This is a genomic window from Streptosporangium sp. NPDC050148 (assembly GCF_055586505.1).
Window position 1 is genome coordinate 1 of the sequence record NZ_JBVJIA010000016.1, and the last position, 14,581, is coordinate 14,581.

Annotated in this window: 12 protein-coding genes, 1 tRNA gene and 1 pseudogene; 1 reads left to right on the forward strand and 13 read right to left on the reverse strand. The window is 70.4% G+C overall.

Annotated features, from left to right (window positions below; translation table 11 throughout):
• From ACZ6RT_RS19130 to ACZ6RT_RS19180, 11 genes and pseudogenes are all read right to left on the reverse strand, one after another.
• Nucleotides 1-1,805 (reverse strand): annotated as a pseudogene (locus ACZ6RT_RS19130) (DNA-directed RNA polymerase subunit beta); the annotation flags it as partial.
• A 444-nt stretch (nucleotides 1,806-2,249) separates the two neighbouring features.
• Nucleotides 2,250-2,771: a hypothetical protein gene (locus ACZ6RT_RS19135; RefSeq protein ID WP_399185732.1), complete on the reverse strand. Its 522-nt coding sequence runs from the start codon at nucleotides 2,769-2,771 to the stop codon at nucleotides 2,250-2,252.
• Nucleotides 2,768-3,310 carry a hypothetical protein gene (locus tag ACZ6RT_RS19140; protein WP_470155056.1) on the reverse strand — a complete coding sequence of 181 codons (543 nt, stop codon included), beginning with the start codon at nucleotides 3,308-3,310 and terminating at the stop codon, nucleotides 2,768-2,770. The genes ACZ6RT_RS19135 and ACZ6RT_RS19140 overlap by 4 nt, the downstream gene beginning before the upstream one ends.
• Before the next feature lie 353 nt (nucleotides 3,311-3,663).
• Complete coding sequence (gene rplL, locus ACZ6RT_RS19145; RefSeq protein WP_344890067.1) at nucleotides 3,664-4,053, reverse strand: 50S ribosomal protein L7/L12; 390 nt, start codon at nucleotides 4,051-4,053, stop codon at nucleotides 3,664-3,666.
• A gap of 82 nt (nucleotides 4,054-4,135) precedes the next feature.
• On the reverse strand, nucleotides 4,136-4,660 hold the full coding sequence (gene rplJ, locus ACZ6RT_RS19150; protein WP_399185730.1) for a 50S ribosomal protein L10: 525 nt from the start codon (nucleotides 4,658-4,660) through the stop codon (nucleotides 4,136-4,138).
• A gap of 445 nt (nucleotides 4,661-5,105) precedes the next feature.
• Complete coding sequence (locus ACZ6RT_RS19155; protein ID WP_399185728.1) at nucleotides 5,106-5,933, reverse strand: SCO4651 family lipoprotein; 828 nt, start codon at nucleotides 5,931-5,933, stop codon at nucleotides 5,106-5,108.
• 154 nt (nucleotides 5,934-6,087) lie between these two features.
• Nucleotides 6,088-6,801 (reverse strand): 50S ribosomal protein L1, encoded by a 714-nt coding sequence (rplA, locus tag ACZ6RT_RS19160; protein WP_362808622.1) that lies wholly within the window; start codon nucleotides 6,799-6,801, stop codon nucleotides 6,088-6,090.
• Nucleotides 6,802-6,977: 176 nt separating this feature from the next.
• Nucleotides 6,978-7,409, reverse strand: coding sequence for a 50S ribosomal protein L11 (gene rplK, locus ACZ6RT_RS19165; RefSeq protein ID WP_399185727.1), 432 nt, complete (start codon nucleotides 7,407-7,409; stop codon nucleotides 6,978-6,980).
• Between the two features lie 145 nt (nucleotides 7,410-7,554).
• On the reverse strand, nucleotides 7,555-8,424 hold the full coding sequence (nusG, locus tag ACZ6RT_RS19170) for a transcription termination/antitermination protein NusG (protein ID WP_470155059.1): 870 nt from the start codon (nucleotides 8,422-8,424) through the stop codon (nucleotides 7,555-7,557).
• Between the two features lie 77 nt (nucleotides 8,425-8,501).
• Nucleotides 8,502-8,750, reverse strand: a complete 249-nt coding sequence (secE, locus tag ACZ6RT_RS19175; RefSeq protein WP_399185725.1) for a preprotein translocase subunit SecE — start codon at nucleotides 8,748-8,750, stop codon at nucleotides 8,502-8,504.
• A gap of 75 nt (nucleotides 8,751-8,825) precedes the next feature.
• Nucleotides 8,826-8,898: transfer RNA gene (locus ACZ6RT_RS19180), tRNA-Trp, on the reverse strand.
• Between the two features lie 294 nt (nucleotides 8,899-9,192).
• On the opposite strand from ACZ6RT_RS19180, the gene ACZ6RT_RS19185 reads away from it, so the two are divergent.
• Nucleotides 9,193-10,398: a pyridoxal phosphate-dependent aminotransferase gene (locus tag ACZ6RT_RS19185; RefSeq protein WP_470155060.1), complete on the forward strand. Its 1,206-nt coding sequence runs from the start codon at nucleotides 9,193-9,195 to the stop codon at nucleotides 10,396-10,398.
• A 2-nt stretch (nucleotides 10,399-10,400) separates the two neighbouring features.
• Here the strand turns inward: ACZ6RT_RS19185 and ACZ6RT_RS19190 are convergent, their stop codons facing one another.
• Together ACZ6RT_RS19190 and ACZ6RT_RS19195 are read right to left on the reverse strand one after the other, a co-directional pair.
• Complete coding sequence (locus ACZ6RT_RS19190; protein ID WP_399185723.1) at nucleotides 10,401-12,440, reverse strand: ATP-binding protein; 2,040 nt, start codon at nucleotides 12,438-12,440, stop codon at nucleotides 10,401-10,403.
• Complete coding sequence (locus ACZ6RT_RS19195; RefSeq protein ID WP_470155062.1) at nucleotides 12,437-14,428, reverse strand: ATP-binding protein; 1,992 nt, start codon at nucleotides 14,426-14,428, stop codon at nucleotides 12,437-12,439. The genes ACZ6RT_RS19190 and ACZ6RT_RS19195 overlap by 4 nt, the downstream gene beginning before the upstream one ends.
• Nucleotides 14,429-14,581 lie beyond the last annotated feature (153 nt).

Consider the following 14,581-nt stretch of genomic DNA (forward strand, 5'->3'; position numbering starts at 1 on the left):
TCGCTCTTGAGCAGCGGCACCGACTGGCGCTGCATGTTCGAGCCCATGAGCGCGCGGTTGGCGTCGTCGTGCTCCAGGAACGGGATCATCGCGGTCGCCACGGACACCATCTGGCGTGCCGAGACGTCCATGTAGTCGACCTCGGTGGCGCGCAGGGACTCGAACTCCCCGCCCTTCCTGCGGACCAGGACCCTGGACTCGAGGAACGTTCCGTCGGGACCGATCGGCGTGTTCGCCTGGGCGATGACGTGCCGGTCCTCCTCGTCGGCGGTCAGGTAGTCGACCTGGTCGGTCACCCGGCCGTCGACGACCTTGCGGTAGGGGGTCTCCACGAAACCGAAGGAGTTGACCCGGCCGAAGGAGGCCAGCGAGCCGATCAGGCCGATGTTCGGGCCTTCCGGGGTCTCGATCGGGCACATCCGGCCGTAGTGGGACGGGTGCACGTCACGGACCTCGAAGCCGGCCCGCTCACGGGACAGACCACCGGGACCCAGCGCGGACAGACGCCTCTTGTGCGTCAGGCCGGCCAGCGGGTTGGTCTGGTCCATGAACTGCGACAGCTGCGAGGTACCGAAGAACTCCTTGATCGACGCCACCACCGGGCGGATGTTGATCAGGGTCTGCGGCGTGATCGCCTCGACGTCCTGGGTCGTCATGCGCTCACGCACGACGCGCTCCATACGGGCCAGGCCCAGGCGGACCTGGTTCTGGATGAGCTCGCCCACCGTGCGCAGGCGGCGGTTGCCGAAGTGGTCGATGTCGTCGGTCTCGACGACGATCTCACCGTTGGCGCCGGGCATCGAGACCTCGCCGGCGTGCAGCCGGACGATGTACTCGATGGTGGCGACGATGTCGTCCTCGGTCAGGGTGCCCTGGGTGATCTCGCTGTCCACCCCGAGCTTCTTGTTGATCTTGTACCGGCCGACCTTGGCGAGGTCGTAGCGCTTGGAGTTGAAGTACAGGTTCTCCAGCAGCGTCTGCGCCGACTCCTTGGTCGGCGGCTCGCCCGGGCGCAGCTTGCGGTAGATGTCGAGCAGCGCGTCGTCCTGGCCGGCCGTGTGGTCCTTCTCCAGGGTCGCGCGCATGGACTCGTACTGGCCGAACCGCTCGAGGATCTGCTCGCTGGTCCAGCCGAGGGCCTTGAGCAGCACCGTGACGGCCTGCTTGCGCTTGCGGTCGATGCGCACACCGACGCTGTCGCGCTTGTCGATCTCGAACTCCAGCCAGGCACCCCGCGACGGGATGACCTTGCAGCCGTACAGGTCCTTGTCGGAGGTCTTGTCGACGCTGCGGTCGAAGTAGACGCCCGGGGACCGGACCAGCTGGGAGACCACGACACGCTCGGTGCCGTTGATGATGAACGTTCCCTTGCCGGTCATGAGCGGGAAGTCGCCCATGAACACGGTCTGGCTCTTGATCTCACCGGTGGTGTTATTGATGAACTCCGCCGTGACGAACATCGGGGCGGAGTAGGTCATGTCCTTGTCTTTGCACTCCTCGACGGAGTACTTGGGCGGCTCGAACCGGTGATCCCGGAACGACAGGGACATGGTTCCGGAGAAGTCCTCGATGGGACTGATCTCCTCGAAGATCTCTTCAAGGCCCGACTGGGCCGGAACGTCCTTGCGCCCGGCCTGGCGAGCCGCCTCGACCCGCCCCTTCCACTTCTCGTTTCCGAGCAACCAGTCGAAGGACTCGGTCTGTAGGGCGAGAAGGTCAGGAACTTCTAGCGGCTCCTGAATTCGTGCGAAAGACACACGACGGGGACCGGCGGGTACGGCGAAGGCGTTGCGCGAGGCTGCCAACAGATGTCCTTCCGAGGGCTCGCGGCGGACTGACTACACGCACGCCAGACGACCATGCATCAGAGCACCAAAAGAAGCGGGTCGTCAAAGGGCAGCGCAAAGGGGCAGTGTAGCCGAACGGCATACACCTGTCCACTTCAGTCTCGCTGCAAGCTCCACGTTGGTCGCAGCATCGCTCTTCAGAACCGAAACGTCAAGCCCGGGAGCTGACATTTCGGCCGGGAAACAGCTGCGGCCATGGGAGTTTTCCCACCGGGTGACCTGCGTACACCTCCACGATCCAAGACGGTGACCGACCTGGTGTGACTGACGCTGAGTGACCCGGCGTTCCGGTCGCCGGCCGATGGTTCGACCGACGATCGACGCTGCCATGGCCGGTGTACCCGGTGACCGACCGAACTCAAACCAGGTCTTTGCTAACAATTGAATGAAGCGGCGCGCCGATCACGGCGGAGGGGGGTCCCCGAGCAGCGTGGAGAGCTCCGCGACCAGCCAGCGGGAGTCCTTCTCGACCATGATGAAACGGGCCCGGTTGCGGCTGACCTGACGGCGGGGTTCCTCCTCCCCCTTGAGGGTCTTCACCGTGCTGATGTTCATGAACAGGAGCACCTCCACGCGGCCCGAACGCCCCGAGGCCGACTCCACCCCGGCCCCGGTCACGGCGGCCTGCTGGACCGCCTTCTCGCGCCGCGCCTGTGCCGCCATGGTCCGGGACAGCTCCCGGTAGTGCAGGCTGAGCGCCCCGGTGGTGTACCCGCCCGCCCGGGCGAAATCCTGCTCGATCGTCCGGTGGTCGTAGGAGAGCATGTCGGCGGCGACCGCGCGGGCGGCTGCCAGCGCCTCCCGTGCCGCCTCCTCGTCGGCGCGGAGCCGGCTCAGGTCGGTGTGCATGATCCAGATCACCGCCGAGAGCGCGAGCGCGACGGCGGCCATGAGCCCGATCGCCAGCCGGGAGGCGCCCGTCACGGCACCGGCTCCACCTTGGACACCAGCCAGGCCGTACCGACCTTGGTCACCTCCATGTTCCAGCGGTGGAACCGCTCCTGCGGGACGTCCTCGCCCCCGTCCCTTCTGGTCAGCTCGTCCCCCACCACCATCACCCGGGCCGTGCCGCCCCTGAGCGAGACCAGGCCGGTGGCGCGCAGCGCGCCGGTGCGCAGCAGCCTGCCCGCGACCGTCGTCCTCTTCAGCTCCGCGGCGGCCCTGGCGTACTCGGCCCTGGCCGCGCCCGTGGAGGTGGCCAGGACGCGCCCGATGTCGGCGTCGACGGCGCGGTGGCCGACCGAGAGCAGGTGCACGGCGTGCGTCCCCGCCGCCCGCATCGCGGCCTGCCTGTCGTCGGCCGCCGCCTGGGCGTCGCGCAGGTCCGTGCCGACCCAGAACGCCACGGCCAGCAGCACCGCGATCAGCGTCGCCAGCACCGGCCCGGCGAGCCTGCGCGGCCCGCGGGCACGGGCGCGGCGCAGGCGGCGGGAGCCTGGGGGACGGGCGGCGTGCGATGCCATGCGTTCTCTCCCCTCACGCGGTCTGCGGAACGCGGGCGGGTGAGCGCGGCTCCTCCGCCTCCAGGGACGGCATGCTCCCCGACCGCCGGATCATAACCCGCCACACCGGTACGTACAGCGGCCTTGGCGCACCCGCGGTGCCCGCCGCCGGCTCGGCAGCCGCCGCCGGTGTGGCGGAGACTCCACCGGCGCAAGCCCTCGATGGGATCAACGGTAACCGCGATCGCCCGGATTGGAAGGGGGTCCAATGGCCTCCGGAGATCGTCACGGCTCCCACGAGACGGCCCGGGAACGCGAAAAGAGCGGGCCACCGGCACCTGGTGGACCCGCTCTTCCCGTGTGAAGCGAACGAACTACTTGACGGTGACCGTCGCGCCGGCACCCTCGAGGGCGGCCTTGGCCTTCTCGGCCTGCTCCTTGTTGACCTTGCCGTCGAAGACGGACTTGGGAGCGCCGTCGACGAGGTCCTTGGCCTCCTTCAGGCCCAGGCTGGTCAGGGCGCGGATCTCCTTGATGACCTGGATCTTCTTCTCGCCGGCGGCCTCGAGGACGACGTCGAACTCGTCCTGCTCCTCGACCTCTTCGGCGGCGGCGGCACCGGGGGCGGCCGCGGCGGCGACGGCGACCGGGGCGGCGGCCTTGACGTCGAAGGTCTCCTCGAAGACCTTCACGAAGTCGGACAGCTCAAGAAGAGTCATCTCCTTGAAAGCGTCGAGCAGCTCGTCGGTGCTGAGCTTCGCCATGATGGTTCCTCCATACGGATGTGACGTGCTGGGAAAGTTGGGACCGCGGTTGCGTTAATCCCCTGTGACCGCCTGCGCGGACCTACTCGCCGGCGCCTTCGCGCTTGGCGCGCAGGGCCTCGGCCAGCTGAGCCATGTTGGTGGGCAGCGCGTTGAAGACGGCGGCCGCGTGGCCCTGCTTCGCCTTCAGGGCACCGGCCAGCTTCGCGAGGAGAACCTCGCGCGACTCGAGGTCGGCAAGCTTGGTGATCTCGTCCGGCGTCATCGACCTGCCGTCGACCACACCGCCCTTGATGACCAGGAGGGGATTGGCCTTGGCGAATTCACGCAGACTCTTGGCAGCCTCGACCACGTCGCCGTTGACGAAAGCGATCGCCGACGGACCCGCGAGCAGGTCGTTGAGCTGGCTGAACCCGGCCTCGGAGGCCGCGATCTTGGTCAGCGTGTTCTTCACCACGGCGAACTTCGCATTCTCACCGAGAGAAACACGCAGCTGCTTGAGCTGGGCGACGGTGAGACCGCGGTATTCGGTCAGAACGGCAGCGCTGGAGCCGTCGAAGCTGCTCTTCAGCTCTGCGACAGCCGTTGCCTTTTCTGCCTTCGCCATGGGCCTCCTTCCAGATGTGCCGCCGGGGTAAAGGGCCTGGAAAAGAGAACAAGCCCCGGCGCAGGCGCACGGGGCTCACATGAGGAGGTTAATCCAGATGAAAACTCACATCACACCTACGCGGGCCGTCCACTGAACGTGGATCCTTTAGGTCGGCAGGCCATGAGGCCTGACGACGACCGGCGGTCTTCGGCGTTGACAGCGTACGTCCTGTCGCCCCGGATGCCAAATCGATCCCGGCGGCGGGTCCGGCACGGCCACCGACGCGGGTACGCACGGGGGAACGCACACGCACATGGAGACGGTCACGGGGACGGGGACAGGGACAGGGACGGCGACGGGAGGGGCCCGCCGGGCGGCGCGGAGCGTACGGCGGCGCGGGACGCGCCCGCGCCCCCGGTCGTGGGACCGGGGGCGCGGGCGGAAGAGCGGGGGCGAGGGAGCGTCAGTTCCCGGCGCGCCCCTTGGGGAGGTCGTCCACCTGGTCGGCCGGCGGAGCGGTGATCTCCACGGGCTCGTTGAAGCCCTTGAAGAGCGCCGTCAGGTTGAACGTCGCGTCCTTCTCGGAGCCGCTGAGCGTCACCTTGCGGGGCAGGCTCTGGGCGTCGGCCCACAGGTCGAACTTCACGTCCTTGGCGTGCGAGAGGCCCTCCTGGAGCTTCTCACGCTGTGCCGGGTCGACCAGCCGGGCGGCCTCGGCGACCGGGAACGTGCCGCTGTAGTGGGTCGTGTCGACCCCGCCGACCGTCTCGGTGCCGACCGCCTTGACGTCCTTGGACGCGGTCAGCAGCTTGACGGTGCCGGCCAGGTCGAACTGCCGGGCCTGGTCCATGAACTTCCTGATCTCGGCCTGTCCCTCGGCGTCGACCTGGCTGAGCGGCACCCTGACCCACGGCTTGGTGATGCCGCCGATCCGGTTCAGCATCTCGGACTTCACGTAGACGGTCTCGTCCGTCAGGATGGCCCGCGCACCGCCGGGCACGTTCTGCCCGCCGAAGTTGATCGTGTCGAGCCTGATGTCGGTCGCGAGCTCGGGCTGGCTCTGGTAGAGCATGCTGCCCTGGACCTTGCCCGAGCCCTCCTGGCCGCCGCCCTTGGTGTCGAGAACCACGTCCGCCGAGTACGAGGTGACCGCCTCGGCCTTCTGCGCGCTCTGCTGCACCGCGTCGGCCGCGGCGAGCTTGACGTTTCCGAGGGCCACGGTGTTCTGCTGTGCACCGCATCCCGCGACCGCGACGAGCGCGGCCGCTCCCAGTGCAAGTGCGGGAGCCATTCGGCGCATTTCGTCCTCACTCCTTCGTTTCCCCCGATGATCCTGACTTACGACACTACGCGTCGACTCGGCCGGGCGCGTCGTCCGGAGGAACGAAAGAGGGCCTCGACCGAATGGCCATTCGGTCGAGGCCCTCTGCGGAACGCGTCTGGTATCAGGCGTCGAGCTCGGCGGTCAGCGCCCGCGTCTGGTTGGGGTCGACCTGGATGCCGGGGCCCATGGACGTGGAGAAGACGACCTTCTTGACGTAACGCCCCTTGGCCGCGGACGGCTTGAGACGGAGCACCTCGTCGAGGGCGGCGGCGTAGTTCTCGATGAGCTGGCGCTCGCCGAAGGACACCTTGCCGATGATGAAGTGCAGGTTCGCGTGCCGGTCGACACGGAACTCGATCTTGCCGCCCTTGATGTCGGTGACGGCCTTGCCGACGGCCGGGGTCACGGTGCCGGTCTTGGGGTTCGGCATCAGGCCACGGGGGCCGAGCACGCGGCCCAGGCGGCCGACCTTGCCCATCAGGTCCGGCGTGGCGACGACGGCGTCGAAGTCGAGACGGCCCTTGGCCACCTCGTCGATCAGCTCGTCGGCACCGACGATGTCGGCGCCCGCGGCGCGGGCCTCCTCGGCACGGTCACCGGTCGCGAAGACCAGGACCCGGGCGGTCTTGCCGGTGCCGTGCGGGAGGTTGACGGTGCCGCGGACCATCTGGTCGGCCTTGCGGGGGTCCACACCCAGCCGCAGGGCCACCTCGACGGTGGCGTCGAACTTGGCGACGTTGGTCTCCTTGGCCAGCTTGGCCGCCTGGGCGGGGCTGTACAGGGTCTCGCGGTCGACCTGCGCCGTTGCGGCGCGGTATCCCTTGCTGCGCTTCATGTGATCACTCCTGTGAATCCGAGTGTCCGTGGTACGGGCCTGCGCGGGCCCCTCCACTCGACGTCGACGTGCGGTGTCATGGCGCGACCTGGGTCGCGATCGCCGCCGCCTGCCGGCCGACCCGCGGGGGTGTCCACCGCCACGAGGTCACCGCCGGGAACGTACGGCGGATGGTGCTAGTCGGCGATCGTGATGCCCATCGACCGCGCGGTGCCGGCGATGATCTTCTCCGCCGCCTCGACGTCGTTGGCGTTGAGGTCCTGCATCTTGGTCTCGGCGATCTGGCGCAGCTGCTCCCTGGTGAGCTTGCCCACCTTGTCCTTCTGCGGGATGGCCGAACCCTTCGCGACACCGGCGGCCTTCTTGATCAGCTCGGGCGCCGGGGGCGTCTTCGTGACGAAGGTGAAGCTGCGGTCCTCGAAGATGGTGATCTCGACGGGGATGATGTTGCCCCGCTGGGCCTCGGTGGCAGCGTTGTACTGCTTCACGAATTCCATGATGTTGACGCCGTGCGGACCGAGGGCGGTACCGACCGGCGGTGCGGGCGTGGCCTGGCCAGCGGGAAGCTGAACCTTGACCAGCGCTGCGACTTTCTTCTTGGGAGGCATGATTCTCTCCGGGTCCTTCTTCTCTGAGCGATGTTCCTGATCCCCGCGCACGCGAGGTCGGCCGCGACTGCGCCGTGAGCGGCGCGGCGGTCATGGAACCATCCCCGCGAACGCGGGGCAGACTGATGAAGTCTACGCGACCGGGTCAGATCTTCGAGACCTGGTTGAACGAGAGCTCGACCGGGGTCTCGCGGCCGAAGATCGACACGAGCACCTTGAGCTTCTGGGACTCGGCGCTGATCTCGCTGACCGTGGCGGGCAGCGTGGCGAACGGTCCGTCCATGACGGTGACGGACTCGCCGACCTCGAAGTCGACCGTCGCGGCCGAGGCCTTGGCGGTGGACTTCTTGACCTCTTCCGAGGGCTCGGGCGCGAGCAGCTTGGCGACCTCGTCCAGGCTCAGCGGGCTCGGCTTGTTGGACAGGCCCACGAAGCCGGTCACGCCGGGCGTGTTGCGCACCGCCGACCAGGACTCGTCGGTGAGCTCCATCCGGACCAGCACATAGCCGGGGAGCACCCGCTCCTTGACCAGCTGGCGCTTGCCGCTCTTGATCTCGGTCACGTGGTGGGTGGGCACCTCGACCTGGAAGATGTAGTCCTCCATGTTGAGGGACTGCGTCCGGGTCTCGATGTTCGACTTCACCCGGTTCTCGTAGCCCGCGTAGGAGTGGATCACGTACCACTCGCCGAACAGGCCGCGCAGGTGCCGCTTGAAGTCCTCGACCGGGTCGACGTCGGGGAGGACGTCGCCGTCCTCGTCCACGCCGTCCACGCCGCCGTCCTCGCCGTCGGCGGCACCGGCCGTGGCCTGCCCGGCCTGCTCGATCTCCGCGTCGGCGTCGGACGTCTCGGCGTCGCCGCCGGACCCGGCCTCCGCGATCTCGGCGTCGGTCTCGGCGTCGACGGTCTGCCCGTCGGAATCGTCAAGCGAATCCCGGGTGACGTCGACGGCCTCCTCCGGCCCGTCCTCGCGCTCGTCGCGGGGCTGGCCGGCCGACTGTGCAGACTCGGACACGGTGCTCTATCTCTTTTCGTCGATGGTCGATGGCCGGCGGGGCGTCCTGGGACGCCTCGCCCGCGGGATGTCGCGGCTCAGGATCCGCCGAAGATTCTCAGCACACCCTCGGTGAAGAGCGCGTCCAACGCCGACACGATCCCGACCATGAGCAGAACGAATACCAGGACGACGATGGTGTAAGAGATCAGTTCTTTGCGCGTAGGCCAGATGACCTTACGCAGCTCGGCGACGACCTGCCGATAGAAGAGGGCGGGAGAAGTGCGCTTCGTCTTCTTCTCACCGCTCGGCTTGTCTGCGGTTTCGCCGCGCGTGTCGATCGCCACAGTCCTCACCTGAATCCTTCGAGTCCAACGCATAACAGCGGCGCGCTAGACGCCAGATGCGCGGACCGCTCCTCGCAGGGCACGAGGGACTCGAACCCCCAACCGCCGGTTTTGGAGACCGGTGCGCTACCAATTGCGCTAGTGCCCTAAGACATGAACCACCATACATCGGTTGGACCGAAGTTTGTCCGTGGCTCACGGTCTTGACCGCCGGTTCACGCATGCGGCGGAAAGACCATGCCGGAGTCTACGGGTGATTGGCCATCACGTCGAACCGGCGGATGAGAGCCCTGCTCAGGGGCTTTCCGGCCCGGGACGGCACCGCGGGGGCGGGCGCGGGCACGCCCGCGGGGTCCGGACGGAGGTGCGGACGGGGCCCGGACGGGGTCCGGATGGTGGATATCCGGCGGGATCGGCGGCACAGGTCTGTAACCATGGAGGCATGACCCGTCCTCGCATCTCAGCGCGTATCTCCGCGATCTCCGAGTCCGCCACGCTCGCCGTGGACGCCAAGGCCAAGGCGATGAAGGCGGCGGGCCGCCCGGTCATCGGCTTCGGTGCCGGCGAGCCGGACTTCGCGACGCCCGGCTACATCGTCGAGGCCGCCGCCGAGGCCTGCCGGAACCCGCGGTTCCACAAGTACACGCCGGCCGGGGGCCTTCCCGAGCTGAAGCAGGCCGTCGCCGACAAGACCCTCCGCGACTCCGGCTACCGGGTGGACGCGTCCCAGGTGCTGGTGACCAACGGCGGCAAGCAGGCCGTCTACGAGGCGTTCGCCACGCTGCTCGACCCGGGTGACGAGGTCCTGGTCGTCGCCCCGTACTGGACGACCTACCCCGAGGCGATCAAGCTCGCCGGGGGCGTGCAGGTCGACGTGGTGACCGACGAGACCACCGGCTACCTGGCGAGCGTGGAGCAGCTGGAGGCGGCCCGCACCGACCGCACCAAGGTCCTGCTGTTCGTCTCCCCCTCCAACCCGACCGGCGCCGTGTACAGCCCCGACGAGGTCGCGCGGATCGGCCGCTGGGCGGCCGAGCACGACCTGTGGGTCGTCACCGACGAGATCTACGAGCACCTCACGTACGGCGACGCGACGTTCGCGAGCATCGCCACGGTGGTCCCGGAGCTGGGCGACAGGGTGGTGATCCTGAACGGCGTCGCCAAGACATACGCGATGACCGGCTGGCGGGTGGGCTGGCTGATCGGCCCCAAGGACGTCGTCAAGGCCGCGGCCAACCTGCAGTCGCACGCCACCTCCAACGTCTCCAACGTCGCCCAGATCGCCGCGCTGGCCGCGGTGAGCGGTGACCTGTCGGCGGTGGCCGAGATGCGCGAGGCCTTCGACCGGCGGCGCCGGGCCATGGTCCGGATGCTCAACGAGATCCCGGGCGTGCTCTGTCCCGAGCCGCTGGGCGCGTTCTACGCCTACCCGTCGGTCAAGGGGCTGCTGGGCAGGGAGTTCGGCGGCAGGCGCCCGGCGACCTCCGCCGAGCTGGCCGAGATCATCCTGGAGGAGGCCGAGGTGGCGGTCGTCCCCGGCGAGGCCTTCGGCACCCCGGGCTACTTCCGGCTGTCGTACGCGCTCGGCGACGACGACCTCGCCGAGGGTGTGGGACGCATCGCCAAGTTCCTCGGCCAGGCCGGCTGAGCTCAGTCCCGCAGGGCGTAGGCGACCGCGGCGTCGAGGTGGGCGGCCGAGCCCTCCTCGAAGGCCCGCGCGTAGGCGGCCTCACCGATCAGGGCCGCCGCGCGGGCCGCGGCGGCCGTGCGGAGCTCGAACACCGAGTCCACGCCCTGGCCGGGCAGCCCGAAGGTGATCCAGATCCGCCGGGCGGCGCCCAGCAGCCAGGCCGCGCGGAGGCCGTCGCCCGCGCCGACCGCGATCCTGGCGAGCTGGCCGATGGCCAGGACGCTGCCGACCGCGTCCCGCAGCCGCCACTTGGTCTCCAGCGCCGCCTTCGCCGCGGCGGCGGCCGCGGTGAGCTCTCCCCGGCTGAACAGCGCCAGCGACAGGACGTAGTCGCCCATGGCGCGCTGGCACAGCTCGCCGCGCGCCTCGCACCTGCGGCGCGTCTCGCGCAGGATCTCCACCGCCTCGTCGAGGTCGCCGCCGAAGACGGCGATCCCCGCGAGCAGCAGGGGGACCAGGAGCACGCCGGGCGACCCCGTACCGGCCCGCCGCAGCCCCGCGGCCCCGCGCAGCACGCGCTCCCGGGCGCCGGCCAGGTCACCGGCCAGCATGTCGGTCCCGGCCAGGCGGAGGTGGGCCTCGGCCTCGGCCTCGGCGTCGCCGTGGTGGCGGGCCGACTCCAGGCACTCCTCGGCCCTGGCGCGCGCCAGCGGCATGTCGCCCTGGACGAGCGCGAGGTGGGCGGCCACCCACAGCGGCCTGGACCTCACCCGGTCGGGGGCGGCGACCGCGGCCAGCGCGCGGTCCAGGTAGCGGCGGCCCTCGCGGACGAGGCCCAGGTGGCACCAGAGCACCCGCAGGGCCCCGGCCAGCTCCAGTGCCGTACGAGGGTCGCCGGAGGCCAGGCAGCGGTCGAGGGCGGCCCGGATGTCGCGCAGTTCCCCGTACGCCCAGTCGGCCCAGGCGATCTGGTCCGGGCCGGACCAGCGCGCGCTCATCCGCCGGGCGGCGGACAGGTAGTGGTCGCGGTGCCGGCGGATCGTCAGGTCCGTCTCGCCGAGCTCGTCGAGCCGGTCGCGGCCGTAGTCCCTGATGGTGTCGAGCAGCCGGTACCGGTCCCCCACCCGGGTGACGACGGACTTGGCCGCGAGCGCGTCGAGCACGGCGGGCACGTCGGGCAGGCGCCCGTCCTCGCAGACGCCGCGCGCCGCCTCCACGCCGAAGGTGCCGGCGAAGACCGACAGGCGGGCCCAGAGCAGGCGCTCGGCCGGGGTGCACAGCTCGTGGCTCCAGCCGGTGGTGGCGTGCAGCGTGTGGCGCAGGAGCAGTCCCACGCCGCCGGAGGGCGGCCCGAAGCGGTTCTCGAACCGGTCGGCGAGCTGGGTCGCCGAGAGCCCGCGCATGTGGCTGGCCGCCAGCTCGATGGCGAGCGGCATGCCGTCGAGCCTCCTGCAGAGCCTGGCGACGGCCATCAGGGCCCGCTCGTCGGTGCGCAGGCCCGGGGCGACGGCCGTGGCGCGGTCGAGGAAGAGGCTCATCGCGTCGTAGCCGGCGAGGTCGGCGGCCTCCGGCGGGGGCACCGGGAACGGCTCGACGGGCAGCACGAGCTCCGCCGGCAGGCCGAGCTCCTGGCGGCTGGTCACCATGATCCGGATGCCGGGCGCGCCGTCCAGCAGGGCCGTGACCACGGCGGCGCAGGGTCCGACGAGGTGTTCGCAGGCGTCGAGCACGAGCAGGAGGCGCCGGGGCGAGAGGAAGTCGACGAGGCAGTCCAGGATCGGGCGCCCGCTGGTCTCGTACAGGCCGAAGGCGCCGGCGACGACGCCCGCGAGCAGGTCCCCGTCGGTCTCGGCGGAGAGCTCGGCCACCCAGACCCCGTCGGGGTGGCCGTCCTGCAGGACGCGCGCGGCCTGCAGGGCCAGGCGCGTCTTGCCGACCCCGCCGGCCCCGTGCAGGGTGAGCAGGCGGGTGCGGGCGAGCAGTTCCGCGATCTCGCCGAGTTCGGCCGCGCGGCCGACGAAGCTGTTCATCTCGATCGGCAGGTTGCCGCGCCGCGTCAAGAAGACTCTCCCCGCAGCGCGTGGTCCACGGCGTCCCGCAGGCTGATCGAACCTCCCTGTTCCAGCAGCCGTTCGAACTTCGTCCTGCCCAGGCGCCCGCGCAGCCGCAGCTCCGCGGTGCGGAGCAGGTTCGCGATCATGGGGGATCGGCTGGGCGGGACCTCGGCCTCGCGCCACGCGGCCCCCGAGGCCCCGAACAGGGTGGCGGCGAGGACGTCGTCGCCGCACGACTCGGCGATCACGACGAACACCTCCAGTGCCTCCATGAGCGAGACCGTGTCCCCGAACAGGCGGGCCCCGCGCAGCGAGTCGCGGGCGGAGGCGGCCGCGGAGGCGGTGTTCCCCAGGAGGTGTTCCGCCTGGCCCAGCAGGAGGTCCAGGCGGATGAGGGTCCAGTAGTCGCCGCAGGAGTCGCAGAGCTCGCGTCCCTCGCGCAGCACGGACACGGCCTGGTCGTGGCGGCCGGTGAGCATCATGGCGGTGGCGACCACCGTGTAGGTGGGCAGGAAGCCGGGGAAGACGTTGCCGGTGGAGCGGTGCCGTACCCGGGCGTGCTTGATGAGCCGCAGCGCCTCGCCCACGTCGCCCCTGACGACGGCCAGGTGGGCCTGGAACTGGCTGACGTAGGCGGTGGCGTAGCCGTCGGCGTCCTGGGCGGCGCATTCGGCCAGGGTCCGCTCGGCGCGTTCCAGGTCTCCGCGCTGGATCGAGACCCAGGCGTGCACCCACAGGGCCTTGACCCGCTCGGGGCCCGCGGCGTGCTCCAGGTCCAGGCCCCGCTGGAGGAGGTCGTCGCCGGGCGCCTGCATGCCGCAGCAGGCCCACAGGAACCACAGGTTGCCGACCAGGTCCAGGCCCCTGCGGTACTCCTCGGGCCTGGAGTAGCAGTACTCGATGGCGCCGCGCATGTTGCCGCACTCGAGGACCAGCCTGCGGTACCACTCCAGCTGGCGGCCCTGCCAGCTCATCTCGGCGCGGGCGGACAGGGCGAGGTAGTGGTCGCGGTGCCGGCGCCGGATCTCCTCGGTCTCGCCGAGCCGGTCCAGCCAGACGGCGCCGAAGTCGCGGACGGTGTTCAGCAGGCGGTAGCGGACCCCGCCCTCGCCCTCCTCGCGGACCAGGACGGACTTGTCGAGCAGGCCGAGCAGCCCGTCGAGGACGTCGGCGGAGGCGAGGGCGTCGTCGGCGCAGACCCCCTCGGCCGCCTCCAGGTCGAAGGTGCCGGCGAAGACCGAGGCCCGCGCCCAGAGCAGGCGCTCGGCCGGGGTGCAGAGCTCGTGGCTCCAGCCGAGGGCGACGCGCATGGAGGTGTGCCGGTGGACGGTGCCGTCCGTCCGCGTGCCGGTCACGGCGAGCCGGATGGCCAGCGGCAGGTTGTCCAGGCTGCCGCAGAACCGGGCCGGGTCCGCGTCGGCACCGTCAGGGCCGCCTGGGCCGCCGGGGCCGCAGAGGCCGCCGGTGTCGTCGAGGCCGCCGGGGTCGGGGCGGCCGGGGCCCAGGGCGGTCAGCAGCCGGACGGCGTCCGCCTCGCGGAGCCCGCCGACCGGGTAGAGGTGCTCGCCGGGCAGGCCCAGCCGCTGCCTGCTGGTGGTCAGGACGCGCAGTTCCTCGACGGAGCGCAGCAGCAGGCCGACCAGGATGCCCGCGGCGCCGACCACGCGGTCGCAGGTGTCGAGGATCAGCAGGCTCCGGCGCTCGGCGAGCCCGTCGGCCAGGGCGCGCAGCGCCGGGGTCCGTGGCCGCCGCGGGGCGCCGATCGCGTCGGCGAGCGTCCCGGCCAGGGAGTCCAGGTCCGCGGGCGCCTCGGCCAGCTCCACGAGGTGCACCCCGCCGGGGAACGCCGGCGCGAGGGTGCGGGCCAGCCGCAGGGCCAGGGCGGTCTTCCCGGCTCCGGCGGGACCGGTCAGCGTGACGTGACGGACCCTCTCCAGCAGGGCGGACACGTCGGCGAGTTCGGTCTCCCTGCCGACGAAGACGTCCGCTTCCATGGCAGCCCCACCGTCTTCCTGACAACGTGTGGCTCTACGGTCGCACGGGGGCGCGCTCGACTGAAAGCCCGTTTCCCAGATTTCCTTGATATATGGCGGAATGAGATATGGACGGACGCCGCCGAAAACCGGTGACGTCCGTCCGAAATAACA

Bases quoted from the DNA above. Each gene is read 5' to 3' on its own strand.
- ACZ6RT_RS19140 (WP_470155056.1), bottom strand. From the start codon at position 3,310: ATGGCATCGCACGCCGCCCGTCCCCCAGGCTCCCGCCGCCTGCGCCGC.
- rplL (WP_344890067.1), bottom strand. From the start codon at position 4,053: ATGGCGAAGCTCAGCACCGACGAGCTGCTCGACGCTTTCAAGGAGATG.
- rplJ (WP_399185730.1), bottom strand. From the start codon at position 4,660: ATGGCGAAGGCAGAAAAGGCAACGGCTGTCGCAGAGCTGAAGAGCAGC.
- ACZ6RT_RS19155 (WP_399185728.1), bottom strand. From the start codon at position 5,933: ATGGCTCCCGCACTTGCACTGGGAGCGGCCGCGCTCGTCGCGGTCGCG.
- rplA (WP_362808622.1), bottom strand. From the start codon at position 6,801: ATGAAGCGCAGCAAGGGATACCGCGCCGCAACGGCGCAGGTCGACCGC.
- rplK (WP_399185727.1), bottom strand. From the start codon at position 7,409: ATGCCTCCCAAGAAGAAAGTCGCAGCGCTGGTCAAGGTTCAGCTTCCC.
- ACZ6RT_RS19185 (WP_470155060.1), top strand. From the start codon at position 9,193: ATGACCCGTCCTCGCATCTCAGCGCGTATCTCCGCGATCTCCGAGTCC.
- ACZ6RT_RS19195 (WP_470155062.1), bottom strand. From the start codon at position 14,428: ATGGAAGCGGACGTCTTCGTCGGCAGGGAGACCGAACTCGCCGACGTG.